Origin of the sequence: Clostridium aestuarii (genome assembly GCF_026735135.1) — a bacterium.
GTDB lineage: Bacteria > Bacillota > Clostridia > Clostridiales > Clostridiaceae > Clostridium_H > Clostridium_H aestuarii.
In genome coordinates this window covers 117,447-131,465 of the sequence record NZ_JAPQER010000001.1, presented here as the reverse complement: position 1 = coordinate 131,465, position 14,019 = coordinate 117,447, and the positions used below count along the sequence as shown (strand labels likewise).

The window sequence follows — 14,019 nt, the reverse complement described above, 5'->3', positions numbered from 1 at the left end:
GAAATTTTAATGAGCAAAACATTTAAGCTAGAGAACTTTAAACGCTATATTGCTAGAATACTAATTTTATCAATGATATTTAGCATATTTGGAAGCTTTAATTTAAAAAATGTATATGCAGAATCAGGTGGACAACCAACAATTGAGGGACAAGTTAAAGAAAATGTTACAACAGGTTCAGCTATAACAATAGATAATAGCAAAATTGATGAAGCTATTGATGATGTTAAAGCATATTTTGAAGGATTTGATGGCAGATATTCTAATGTATATGATTATAAAATAGCAATGGCTTTAAGAAGAACAGGAACAAATACATCAGATATAGCTGAAAAAATTAATATATATGGAATTCAAGATGTTCATAGTTATGCTAGAAACATAATGACATTAATTGCTTCAAATAATGATCCTAAAAATTATAAAGAAAAGAATTATGTACAAAGATTATTAGAAGAAAAATTTTATGAGGATGATAATTCTGAATATATAGCAAAAGCAATATTAGCTCTTGATATGGTTGGAGATGAATATGATAAAGAAAAAGCAGTTAAAGCATTAATATCTAAAGCAAATGATGAAGGAAATGAAATGATTTCTTTCGGAGTTATAGAAGCAGGATATTATGATGATTGGGAGGGATGGATTGAAGGAGGATATAGTCCTAATACAGCAACAACTGCACTTGTTCTTACTGCAATTTCTAAATATAGAAATATGGATGGTGTAAATGATACAATTACTAAAGCTAAAAAGTATTTAAAATCTTTCCAAAGTGATAATGCATTCATTAAAGAAAAAACTTCATGGAGCGAAGATGAAGACGCTAGTACTACTGCAATAGTTGTTGAGGCACTTATTGCTTTAGGAGAAGACCCATTAAGTGACGAATGGACAAAGGTTAATTCAGAAGGCAATACGGTTACAATGCTTGATGCATTATTATCTTGTAAAGATGGACAAAAGTTCAAAAACAATCCTTCTGGTGGATCAGGTAATAAAGAAGTATCTGCATCAGTATTGTTAGCGCTTACTGATTTAAGACAAAATAATTCTGTTTATAATGAACTAAAATACATTGAAGTTTCTAAAGCTACAAGAATTGAAATACAGGGAGAAAAGAACATAAATTTAGTTGAAGGAGATACTATATCACTTGCAGCTAAAGCTTATGATGATAATGATTTATTAATAAAAGATGCTGATTTAAAATGGGAAAGTTCAGATGAAAAAGTTGCAGTTGTTGAAGAAAAAACTGTTAAATCTTTAGCAGCTGGTACTGTTACAATAACAGTAAGCTTAAAAGATGACAATAGTATTTCAGATTCAGTTAATATTAATGTAGAAAAAAATACTGGATTAAGTAAAGAACAACAAGAAAAAGTTAAAAATGAAATAGAATTTTTAAAGAAGCATTTTACTGCTTATAATTCATATGAATTTTTAGCTAGTCCAGCAGCTAATTTAGCACAAATAGATAAAGGTCATATACAAAATAATATTTTTAAATATGGAAAAACTAATACAGCATTTTTAAATGCTAAAACTATAATTGCTTTAATAGGGGCTGGAATTAATCCAAGACGTTATGAAATAGATGGACAAGTTAAGAATTATGTAGATATATTAAGAGCATCTCAAGTGAAAGAAGGACAATATAAAGGTCAATTTATACTAAATCAAACAATGGATGCAGATTCAGCTGAATATCTTGCATATTCTATAATAGCTCTTGATATGGCATATGCTGAATATAATAAAGAAGATGCAGTAAAAGCTTTATTAGAAATAGTTAATGGTAAAAATTTAGAAGAATCTAATGGATATAAACAGGTTGGAACAGAAGCAGGTGTTCTAATAGCACTTGCTCATTATAAGAATATAGATGGTGTACAAGATACAATAAATAAGTTGATTAATTATTTAAAGACACAACAGAATGAAGATGGTGGATTTAATCTTAATGGAGGATATTTTGTAAATAGTCCTATTGCAACAGGAACTGTAATACAGGCTCTTATAGCAAATGGAATAAATCCTCTTTGTTCAACTGAGTGGATTAAAAATGACAAAACTATGTTAGATTCACTACTTAAGGCAAAATATAATGGAAGTGATGATAAAAGTTCAGGTTTTTCTAAAGGCGATGGTAAGAATGGTATGGATTATCAAGCTACCTATTATGCTTTTGCAGCTTTAGTTGATGTATATAATAATGAGTCCATGTTTAATAAATTGAAAATTGATTTTGAGGATGCAGAAAAAGGACAACCTAAAAATATAAAAATGCAAGATATACAAGATAAAAAGCTTTTAGTAGGTAGTCATTTAAAGCTTAATGCAGTTGTTTTTGATGAAAATGAAAATTGGATAGAAGATGCGGAAATTGAATGGAATAGTTCAGATGAATCTAAAGTAAGCATTGAAAATGGAGTAGTAACTGCTGTTTCAGCAGGAAGTGTAACTATAACAGCTAAGGTTAAAAATACACAAATAAAAGATACGATAGAACTTTTAATTGAGGGAAAAGAAGTAAAAGAAATAGAAATAGAATCAACTTCAGAAAAAGTTAAAGTAGGAAATAAACTTAAGCTGAATGCTAAAGCAAAAAATGGAGTAGGAGAAGTTATTTTAGGTAAAGAATTTAAGTGGAGTAGTTCAAAAAAAGATATTGCCGTTATAAATGAAAATACTGGAGAAGTTACTGCTGTATCTTCTGGAACAGTAATTATAACAGCTAAGCTTAAGGAAAATGAAGATATAAAGGAAACTATAGAGCTTACGATTTTCAATGAAAATAAAGCAAGTGTGAAAGTAAGAGTAGAGGGATATGCTAATACATTATTTAATGAAGAAATAGAATATCCATTTAATATTGAAACACATCCTTTAGATGTTTTAAAGGAAGTTGTAGGGGAAAACAAAGTTCAATATGATTCTTCTATGTTTTTAACAAGTATATTAGATGAAGAACAAAAGAGAGGAAGTAGCGGTTGGTGTTATTACGTTAAATTTAAAGATGGTAATATTATTCAACCTATGGTTGGAGTAAATGATTTTGAAGGAATGACAGATGTAAATGGTGAATCAATTACAGATGAACTTGTATTTTATATTAGTGCTTATTCAGGAACATCTATATTTACTAAGATACCAATAATTAGAGTAGAAAAAGATGGAATAAAAGTTGTTAATAATGAAGTTGGAAATGAACCAATAAAAGGTGTTGAAGTAAAGGTAGGAGCAGAAGGAACTTATGAAACAGATGAAAAAGGGGAAGTTTCTTTTAACTTAAATAAAGCTGGAACTTATAATGTTGAGATTTCTAAGGATAAAGATTATCCTATGATAGTAAGACAGCATATAGTTTTAAAAAGTGAAGGCAGCAGTACACAAGAATTACAAGATGTTATTGAAGAATTAAAAGTATATTATAAAAATAAAGAAGACTTAAAAGCTATTGAAGTTATGGCCTATAACAGCTTAATGAATGATAAAAATGATTATAAAACATCATTTGCATTAAATACTAGTGAAAATGTAGGAGCTTATGCAGAGAATATTATGGGCTGCTTAGCTACTGGTCAGGATGCAAAATCTTACATTGATAAACTTGTAAATTCTCAAAATGAAGAAGGAAAATTTGTAATAGGAGAAAATGATGCGGATTCTGTTACAGCACTTGCAGATTCTATAACAGCACTTGATATGGCAAAAGCAGAATACAATGTTGAAAAAGCAGTTAAGGTACTTGTAGGTTTAGCTAATAGTGGACATTATGAAGATGCAACTACTACAGCTTATGCACTTAGAGCACTTTTAAAGCATAAAGACATAGATGGTGTTGATGCTTTAATATCATCATCTTTAGCTTATTTACAAGAACAGCAATTGGAAAATGGAGGATATGATTATTATGAGTCGGGAAGTAGTCCATATTCTACAGGTCCAGTAGTGCAAGCATTGGTAAGAGCAAAAGAAAATATATCTTCTGAGCAGTGGAAAAAAGGTACTAGAACATTAGTAGATTCTTTACTTACATGCAAAATAGACGGCAAAGGATTTGAAATGATAGAAGGAATGGGAGAGGAAGAAGAAGGAGCTACTCAATTTGCTTTTGCAGCACTTTCGGATATATATACTCGAACTTCTATGTATGATGATTTTGGAATTATAGAAGAATTAGATAATGAAGCACCAGTAATAACTACAAATTTAGAAAATAAAACAGTAAATAGCTCAGAATTAATATTTACAGTATCAGCAAATGATAACAAAGATGGAGATATAACTCCAATAGTTAAATTGGGAGAAGAAGTAGTAACTCCACAAGTAAATGGAAGCTATAAAGTAGCTTTATCAGAAGGAAAAAATACAATAACAATAGAAGCAGTAGATAAAGTTGGAAATAAAGCAGAAAAACAAATTTGCACTATAACATATATAGAAATTAGTGATGAAGAATTAAGAGAACAAGTAGAGAAAGCTATAGATAGTGTTAGTGAATTACTTATACAAAATGGAAAAATAGGTGATTGGCAAGCAATTGGTATTGCAAGAGCATCAAAATCTGTTCCTAATAGTTATTTTGATGGTGTCAAAATGGAAGATCTTAAAGTTGCAACTGATTATGAAAGAACTATATTAGGTGTTTTAGCGGCTGGTGGAGATCCGACTGATATAAAAGATATAAACTTAATTGAAAAATTATGCGAAATTAATTTGGTTAATGGTACAAATATTGATATAGCATATGGACTTATTGCATTAGATGCAGGTGAGTATAATATACCAAAGAAAACAAGTTGGACAAGAAAAGACTTAGTGAAGAAGTTAATAGATAATAAAAATAATGATGGTGGCTGGGCATTATTTGGAGAAATAAGTGATCCTGACACTACAGGAATGGTAATGACAGCTTTAGCAACGTATAATAATAGCCAATACCCAGAAGTACAAGAAGCTATTAAAAGAGCAGTTGCTTGGTTGTCAACAGTACAAGAAGAAGATGGTTCATATACATCAAAGGGAGACAAAAATTCTAACAGCTGCTCTCAAGTTGTAATGGGATTATGCATCAATGGAATAAATCCAACTGGTGATGAATTTACAAAGAATGGTGTGAATGTAGTTGAAGCATTATTAGGTTTTAAATCAGATAATGGTGGTTTTGGATTTACAAACACAAAATATAATCTATTGGCAACAGAACAAGCTTTATATGCTTTAGATCAGTATATATATTACTTAGAAGACAATGGATCAATTTATAATTGGGGAGATAGAAAGCCTGATCAAGGAGATAATAAAGCTCCAATAATAATTACTAGTTTAGAAGATAAAATGATAAATAGTGAGGAATTAATATTCACAGTAGAAGTAAATGATAAGGAAGATGGAGATATAACTCCAGTAGTTAAATTAGGAAAAGAAGTAGTAGCGCCAAAAGAAGGTGGAAGCTATAAGGTAACACTATCAGAAGGGGAAAACATAGTAACAATAGAAGCAGAGGACACTGAAGGTAAGAAGGATATAAGAACAATAACAATTATTTATAAAAAAGTTATAAGTAGTGACAAAAAAGTAAGAGTGAGAGTAGAAGGTGATAAAAGCACTTTATTCAATGAAGAAGTAGAAATAGGAACAGCCAAAAACGCTCTCGAATTATTGACAAAAGCAGTAGGAAAAGAAAATGTAACATATACAAGTTATATAACAGCTATAAAAGGTTTATCTGGATTTGGATGGATGGATTATATAGTTAAAAATGGAGAAGTAATAGTTCCAATGGTAGGAGTAGAATCACAGGATATAACAGATGGTGATGAGATAGTATTTTATGCGATTAATAAAACTTACTCCACTTTAATTCCAAATATAGATATAACAAATGAGGAAAACAAGTATACATTAACTGTTACTGCAGAAAAAACAGATTGGAGTACAGGAGCGGTAAGTACAGTTAAAGTAATAGATGTAGATATAAATATAGAAGGTGTAGGAAGTTATAAAACGAATGCAAATGGACAAGTTATATTTGAACTTCCAAAAGGAACTTTTGAAGCAGAAATAACTAAATACAGCGAAAATGGTCCAGATATAGTAAAACAGACTATTTCATTGGAAAATGAAAAATCAAAAGCAATATCAGTAGAAAACCTAACTGAACAAACTGAATTCAAATTAGGAAGAAGTGCAAAAGTAATAGTAAAAATAACTAATAATACTAATAAAACTCAAAATATAACTGTAGTTACAGCTTTATTTACTAAGCAAGGCAAATTTTTAACTTATGCAGCAGCACAACAACAAGTTGATACTTTACAAAGTACAAAGCTTATAGGAATGTTAAAAATACCTGAAAGTGGAGAATGTGAGATAAGAGCCATGATAGTTGATGATTTAGAAAACATGAATCCGCTTTCAAATGTAATAGTAATACCAGTTAAATAATTAATAAAGATGTAGAGTGGTTATTATAACTGTCCTACATCTTTTATATGTTTAAAATTTAATGCAAAAAGAATCCACGAAATTTGTGGATTCTTTTTTTAGTATATTTCTATATCTTCATCAATATCATATACTACTTCATTAGTTTTAATAATGCTTTCTAATTTATTTTTTATATTATAAATTTCAGCATTTATATCTTTTAAATCATATTTTGATACATTATAATGTAAATAAATTTTTTCAAAAGTTTTAGCTATATGAACTAAATTTTTATTTGTGGAAATAAATTCTTCGAATTTTTTGCTATTTTTTGCATTTTTGAATTTATCAATATCTGTTTTTATACTGTTAACTATATTTTCTTCTGAATTAAAGTTAGCAATAGGCATACTATAGGGCGAAATTCTTTCAAGAAAATATTTATTTTTTCTGTTTATGTGATACAGATATCTGAATTTTGTATCATCTATTGTAAATTTTATATAGCATAAAGGCCCTTTGATGTTACATACTTCAGCTCCAAGTTGTTCTAACTGAAATTTAAGCATGGAATCTTTAACTGACATATACTTTTTTTCCATAAAGTAGCACATCCCTTATATAAATTTATAATTTAAAACTTGTAATACCATTATACCATTTTAAAATGATGGTATAAATTGTTTTTATAAATAAAACAATAAAAGATATATTGTAGAGATAATTATAGATATTATCATTAGAGGAAATCCTATTTTAAAATAGTCTTTAAAAGATATTTTATGACCATTTTTTCCAGCAATTCCTATTACAATCAAATTAGCAGAAGCTCCTACAATAGTTCCATTTCCACCTAAACAAGAACCAAGAGATAAAGCCCACCATAAAGGCATAACATTCATATGTCCCATAGTTGACATTGATTTTATTAAAGGTATCATTGTAGCTACAAAAGGTATATTATCTATAAACGAAGATGCAATAGAAGATACCCATAAAATTAAAATTCCTGTTAGTGTTTGATTGCCTTGCGTTAATGCTAAAGCTTTTTTTGCTAAAAGCTCCATCAAACCAACATTTTCTAGTACTCCAGTCATTATAAATAAACCTATAAAGAAAAATAATGTTCCCCATTCAACCTCTTCTAATATTTCTTCAGGATCTACTTTACTTATAAGTAAAAGCATAGAGGAAGCGATTATTGCTACAGTTGCTGATTCAAAATGAAAAGATGCATGAAGTAAAAATCCGCAAAATGTAAAGGCTAGTACAAATAAACATTTTTTTAATAAAACAGGGTCAGTTATTGCTTTGTATTCATCCATAGACATTATTTTTTGTTTCTTATCTTCTGTAGTTTTTATTTGTTTTTTGTATATAAATTTTATTAAAAACATATTAACTATAAAAATAATTATTACAATAGGAGCTAAATTTTTTATAAATTCTAAAAAGCTAATATGTGCTGCACTACCTATCATTATATTAGGTGGGTCACCTATTAAGGTTGCAGTACCTCCAATATTTGAAGATAATATTTCAGTTATTAAGAATGGTATTGGATTAGTATCTAAAGTTCTAGTTACAACTAATGTTACAGGAACAATTAGCAAAACGGTAGTAACATTATCTAGTAAAGCAGAAAAAACAAAGGTTATCAATGAAAATACTATAAGAAGAGTAAGGGGATTACCTTTAGAAAATTTAGCTGCTTTTATGGCAACATATTCAAATAATCCAGTTCTCTTAGTTATGTTTACAATAAGCATCATTCCAATAAGCAAGCTTATAGTATTAAAATCAATTTTAGCAAAGGCTTCTTGCTGTGATATGAGTTTTAGAGCGAGCATTATTGCTGCTCCGCCAAGAGCTGCAACAACTCTATTTAGTTTCTCGCTAACTATTAATGCATATACGATTAGAAATATAACAGTTGGAATTAAGATAGTATTATGTGACATATGAGTCCTCCTTTTATTATGTATTATGTATTAAAATTGAAAATAAATATAATTTTAGATTATACTACTAAAAGAAATATATCAAGGAAAAGTTGTAAAATTAAATATATAGAGGAAAAGTTGTAAAATTAAATATATAATGAAAAAAGACTATTCTCTAAAAAGTATAATAAATGAATAAAATCATCCATGGATACAATAAGTGAATAATTTTATTCAAAAAAGAAAGTAGTGCTATATATTTTAATATTTTTTATATGAATGGGCAATATAGAAATGTAAATGCTTTTAAATCAAACATAAAGAAGGAAGTGGATTTATGGAAAGCTCAATGTTCTGTTATCAATGTGAGCAAACGTTAGGTGGAAAAGGCTGTGTAAAAAACGGAGTGTGCGGCAAAAATGCAGAAGTGGCTAATCTGCAGGATGTTTTAGTTCATATATTAAAAGGAATAGGATTTTATGGACAAAGAAACTTGGAAAAAGGTATAAAGATTTCAAGTGAAATCAATAAATTTGTAGTAGATTCTATGTTTGCAACTCTTACAAACGTTAATTTCCAGCCTGATAGATTTGTAGAATATATTAAGAAAGGAAATCACATAAAAGAAGAACTAAAAAACAATTTAGGTGAAATTTCTAACATACCGGAAGTAGTAAAATATAAAGCTCCTGATTCAAAGAAGCAAATATTAGAAGAATCAAAGTGTTTAGGAATAATGGCTGATGAAAAATTGGATATGGATATACGTTCATTAAGGGAATTGTTAATATATGGGTTCAAAGGTATGGCAGCTTATGCTCATCATGCCTATGTATTAGGAAAGTTTGATGATGAAGTAAATAATTTTTTCTATAAGGGATTAGCAGCTACAGTAGATGATAGGTTAACTGTAGAAGATTTATTCAATTTAAACATGGAACTGGGTAAAATTAATTTTAAGTGTATGGAATTATTAGATGCAGCTAATACAGGAACTTTTGGAAAACCTGAACCTACAGAAGTATTAACTACTAAGAAAAAAGGACCGTTTATTATTGTATCAGGACACGATTTAAAAGATTTAAAAGAATTATTGGAACAAACTGAAGGAAAAGGTATAAATATATATACTCATTGTGAGATGTTACCAGCTCATGGGTATCCGGAACTAAAAAAATATAAGCATCTAGTTGGAAATTACGGAGGAGCGTGGCAAAAACAACAGGAAGAATTTGATGGAATACCTGGATGTGTATTAATGACTACAAATTGTCTTCAAAAGCCAAGAGATAGTTATAAAGATAGGTTATTTACTACAAGCATAGTTGGATGGCCTGATTCTCCTCATATACAAGAAGTTAATGGTAAAAAAGATTTTACTCAGGTTATTGAAAAAGCGCTAGAGTTAGGTGGATGGCAGGAAGATGAACCAGAAAAAAAGATAATGGTAGGGTTTGGACATGATGCAGTATTAAGTCATGCTAATGAAATAGTAGGGGCAGTTAATGCTGGTAAGATAAAACATTTCTTCTTGATTGGAGGATGTGATGGAGCTAGACCAGGAAGAAATTATTATACAGAATTTGCTGAAAAGACTCCACAGGATACGTTAATATTGACTCTTGCTTGTGGTAAATACCGTATTAATAAATTAGAACTTGGAACAGTAGCAGGATTCCCAAGAATATTGGATGTAGGACAATGTAATGATTCATATTCAGCAATAAGAATTGCATTGGCACTAGCTGAAGCTTTCAATTGTGGTGTGAATGAACTTCCACTTTCATTAATTCTTTCATGGTATGAGCAAAAAGCTGTTGTTATACTTTTGACATTACTATCCTTAGGAATTAAAGATATTCGTCTTGGACCAACATTACCTGCATTTATTACTCCAAATGTATTACAGGTATTAGTAGATAAATTTGAATTAAAACCTATATCAACTCCTGATGAAGATTTACAAAGAATATTAGAAACATCATTGGTATAAATTAGTATAAAAAAATATAACTTCCACAGCTGTAAGTTGTGGAAGTTATATATAAATAATTATACCTTCTTAAATTGAAAACTGCTTATCATTAAATAAGACAATATAATTACTAAAGAAGCTGTTACACCTAAATATATAGTTTTATTTAAAGTAACTAAAGAATAAAGTGATAATAATATACCAGCAGCAGTTATTGGAATACCTCTAAAAACTCCATCGAAGGCAGAAACATTATACCTTGCAAGTCTATAAGCACCTGCAAGAGGAAAAATTAAAAGCAAAAGATATCCTCTTATACCAAGTTGTCCAAAATTGTTAATGTTAAACACAAGCATTGAAGGGGCAACACCAAAGGATATAAGATCAGCTAAGGAATCTAGCTCTTTGCCTAATTCACTAGATACATTTAAATATCTTGCCATTCTGCCATCATATCTATCCATGATAGCTGCGGCTATTATAAAATAACATGCTAAACTATAATTTCCTTCAAAAGTCATAAGTAAAGATATAATTCCAAAAGCCAAATTGCTTAATGTAAAAACATTTGGTATAGCATTTTTTATTTTAACCATAACATAACACTCCTAAATCTTATTTAATATTTTTTATAATAGCATATATACCTTATATAATTCTTACATAAACCTTAAATTTATCTTAAATTTTTTATAAATAAAACCAAATATAAGTAAATAAAGAATTTATATTTTTAGGGTAATAGTAAATTTACATCCTTTATTTATATCTGTATTAAGTTTAATAGTTCCTCCATGTTTTTTTATAATAGTTTTAGTTATAGCAAGCCCTATTCCTGTACCACCACTTTTAGAATTTCTTGAAGAGTCCACTCTAACAAAGGGTGCAAAAATTTCTTTTGAAAGTTTTTTTGGAATTCCTATACCATCATCTTGTATAACTATTACAATAGATCCAAGTCCTTCTTTAAGTGATAAATAAAGGTTTGTTCCGGTAGATGTATATTTTATACTGTTTAATATAATATTACTTATTGCTCTATCCATGTTTTTGGAATCAAAACACAATAGAATACTTTTTTCTGGTATATCAAAGTTATAATTAATACTTTTTTCTTCCATTTGAGGAATATATCCAGCTATCAGTTCTCTTAAAAATTCACATATATCTTTTGTTTCACATTGGAGTTTAAAATTAGCACTTTCTAATTTTGAAAGTTCAAATAAGTCATTAATTAAGTTGTTTGCTCTTATACTGTTGTTTTCTAAAACTTTTAGATATTTTATTCTTTCTTTTTCTGATACATCAGGATTTTTTATAAGTAAATCTGAATAACCTATAATACTAGCAAGAGGATTTTTAAGATCATGAGAAATATCCATTATAAGTTTTCTTCGAGTTTCTTCAGACTTTTCTTTTAACTTTCTTTCTTCTTCAATTTTTTGTGCCATTAAATTAAATGCATCCTTAAGAGAGCCAAATTCATTTTTACTTTTTAAAGTAATTCTTGTAGAATAGTCTCCATTAGTTATGCTTTTAACACCTTTCATCAGTATCTTTAGAGGTGTTACAAAGGTTTTTGATGTTAATTTTGCATATAATGCTGTACCTAATACAAGACTTATTATATAGAATATTGCAAAGAAAAATAAAACTCTTTTAGGAGTTACTTTATTACTTTTAAAATGAATATTTGGGTAAGACATAATAGGTACTACTATTGCTAATATAAAATCTTGATTTTTATTATAGGCAAAACTATAATCATAATTTTTGTTAAATTTTTCATTAGCTGCAAGGTTATCATAATCATATGAGTTTTGTAATAACATTTTATAGTACTGCTCTTTGGTGTAGCTGTTTATTTTATATTGAGGATTGCCCTTAGTGAAAATTACAGTATAATTAGCATCTATTATTTCTATCCACCCATTTGCTTTTAATATTGCGGAGGAATTAATTTTTTTGTAGTCATCCTGCATTATTTCATTGGCTGTAGGAAATATGATGTCATCCTCTATATCTTCTAAAAATAAACTTGTTATAAAAAGACCAATAAAAGTAACTACGATTAATATTAGTGGAACTAATATGTATAACAATAAATAATTTCTTAAAAGTAAATTTGATAATTTCTTTTTTTGCATAAGCGTATGTTTTTTTAACCACATTTTAAAAATTCCTTTAATTTTTTTGTTTGCTAATAATATTGTTCATACAACTCATTTTTCTACAAAAACAATATCTTCTATTAATTATAAATGCTTAAAGAAAATATGTAAATGAACTAATTATAGATTAATAAAAAATAAATAAAAAAATATTATTAAAAATGACTAGAAAATATACATTAATTATATTTTCTAGTCATTTTTAATAATAGATTAATCAATAAGTTTAACTCCAAGTTTTTCATAAAAACTAAATCCAATAGTATCTGTTGATTTAAGCTTATTATCTTTTTGAAATTTATGTACTACATTTTTTAAATAGTCACCATAAATTCCATCGGGAGTTGCCTTATAATAATTTTTAGCTCTAAGCATTTTTTGAAGCTCATATACATCTGATCCTCTCATTCCAGGTTTTAGTGTTCTTAAATAGGAACCAAAATTTCCATAAGGTCCGCCCCATATAATGACTTTTGTTCCGTGCTTGGTTATTTTATAAAGCTCTGCAACATCATTATTTCTCATTCTAATACAACCATGAGAAGAATTCCATCCTATAGAATTAGGATAAATGGTACCATGTATTCCGTATTTACCCCATGGTACATTAAAACCCATCCATCTTCCACCAAAACCCTCTCCCCATGTTCCTTTGCTTATTATGGTCCAGGTACCAATAGGAGATGGAGTAGATGGTTTTCCACCTGCAACAGTGTAAGTTTTTATAACTTTTCCGTCTTGGAAAATATACATTACACTATCACATACATCTACGATAATAACTATTGGTCTTTTCGCATTATAATCTTTAAAAGTTTTTAGGTGGTTTGTTTTATATCCTCTGTATATTAGAAAAAATTCTATCAGAAGTATAAAAATCAGAACAAAAATTAGTTTTAAAAATTTAGAATTATACCGGTTTTTATACATATTTAATACCCCTATCAAATTATTATCAATATTATTCTATGTATTACATGTAGAATAAATGAAATCTTTACAATATATATGGAATAAATTGTATTTTATTACAAAAACAAGTGACATAAATTCCAATTTAAGGTATAATTGAATAGATAAAATGTAGTGAGGTGATAAAGTGAGTACTAGTAAAAATTCATCTATAGTTTTAATGGTGCAAAATGCATATAGAGTATTTTGTTACTATGATATTTCACCTTTAACAATAAAAAGGTTTGAAGATTTTTATGGTGAAGGGGCATGGGAAAATTCCAAGCCAGTTTTAAAAGTGTTTGAAATTTGTGAAGGAAAAGAAAAAGAGAGACAAACTATATTTTTAGATATTTTTGCTGATAACTGGTATATAGATATGGAAAAAGATAATATGAAGGTATTTATCAAATTAGGAAGAATACTTTCAGATTATAAATTTGTTTCTATAGCAGAGTCCAATGTAGTAACAACCCCTAGAAGTGGACAAGTCTCTAAAGATGATGTTCATTATATAGAAATTTTACAAGTTTAGGAGTGATAA

General features: G+C 28.4%; 8 protein-coding genes. 3 read left to right on the top strand and 5 right to left on the bottom strand.

The features are described 5' to 3' along the window. The first annotated feature begins 9 nt into the window (after positions 1 to 9). On the top strand, positions 10 to 6,453 hold the full coding sequence (locus tag OW763_RS00550; RefSeq protein WP_268039110.1) for an Ig-like domain-containing protein: 6,444 nt from the start codon (positions 10 to 12) through the stop codon (positions 6,451 to 6,453). Positions 6,454 to 6,551: 98 nt separating this feature from the next. On the opposite strand, the gene OW763_RS00545 is transcribed toward OW763_RS00550, so the two are convergent. Beyond that, on the bottom strand, positions 6,552 to 7,037 hold the full coding sequence (locus OW763_RS00545) for a hypothetical protein (RefSeq protein ID WP_268039109.1): 486 nt from the start codon (positions 7,035 to 7,037) through the stop codon (positions 6,552 to 6,554). A gap of 84 nt (positions 7,038 to 7,121) precedes the next feature. Continuing rightward, positions 7,122 to 8,396, bottom strand: a complete 1,275-nt coding sequence (locus OW763_RS00540; protein WP_272507207.1) for an ArsB/NhaD family transporter — start codon at positions 8,394 to 8,396, stop codon at positions 7,122 to 7,124. A gap of 319 nt (positions 8,397 to 8,715) precedes the next feature. Here OW763_RS00540 and hcp point away from each other — a divergent pair, with 319 nt between their 5' ends. Beyond that, positions 8,716 to 10,371, top strand: a complete 1,656-nt coding sequence (gene hcp, locus OW763_RS00535) for a hydroxylamine reductase (RefSeq protein ID WP_268039108.1) — start codon at positions 8,716 to 8,718, stop codon at positions 10,369 to 10,371. Between the two features lie 59 nt (positions 10,372 to 10,430). On the opposite strand, the gene pssA is transcribed toward hcp, so the two are convergent. From pssA to OW763_RS00520, 3 genes are all read right to left on the bottom strand, one after another. Next, entirely contained in the window at positions 10,431 to 10,949 is a 519-nt protein-coding gene (pssA, locus tag OW763_RS00530; protein ID WP_268039107.1) for a CDP-diacylglycerol--serine O-phosphatidyltransferase, read from the bottom strand. Between the two features lie 129 nt (positions 10,950 to 11,078). After that, a complete protein-coding gene (locus tag OW763_RS00525; RefSeq protein ID WP_268039106.1) occupies positions 11,079 to 12,524 on the bottom strand; it encodes a HAMP domain-containing sensor histidine kinase in 1,446 nt (481 codons plus the stop codon). A gap of 213 nt (positions 12,525 to 12,737) precedes the next feature. Next, entirely contained in the window at positions 12,738 to 13,454 is a 717-nt protein-coding gene (locus tag OW763_RS00520; protein WP_268039105.1) for a L,D-transpeptidase family protein, read from the bottom strand. Between the two features lie 169 nt (positions 13,455 to 13,623). Between OW763_RS00520 and OW763_RS00515 the strand changes: the two genes are divergently transcribed. Further along, positions 13,624 to 14,010 (top strand): DUF4912 domain-containing protein, encoded by a 387-nt coding sequence (locus tag OW763_RS00515; RefSeq protein WP_268039104.1) that lies wholly within the window; start codon positions 13,624 to 13,626, stop codon positions 14,008 to 14,010. The last annotated feature ends 9 nt before the right edge of the window (positions 14,011 to 14,019 follow it).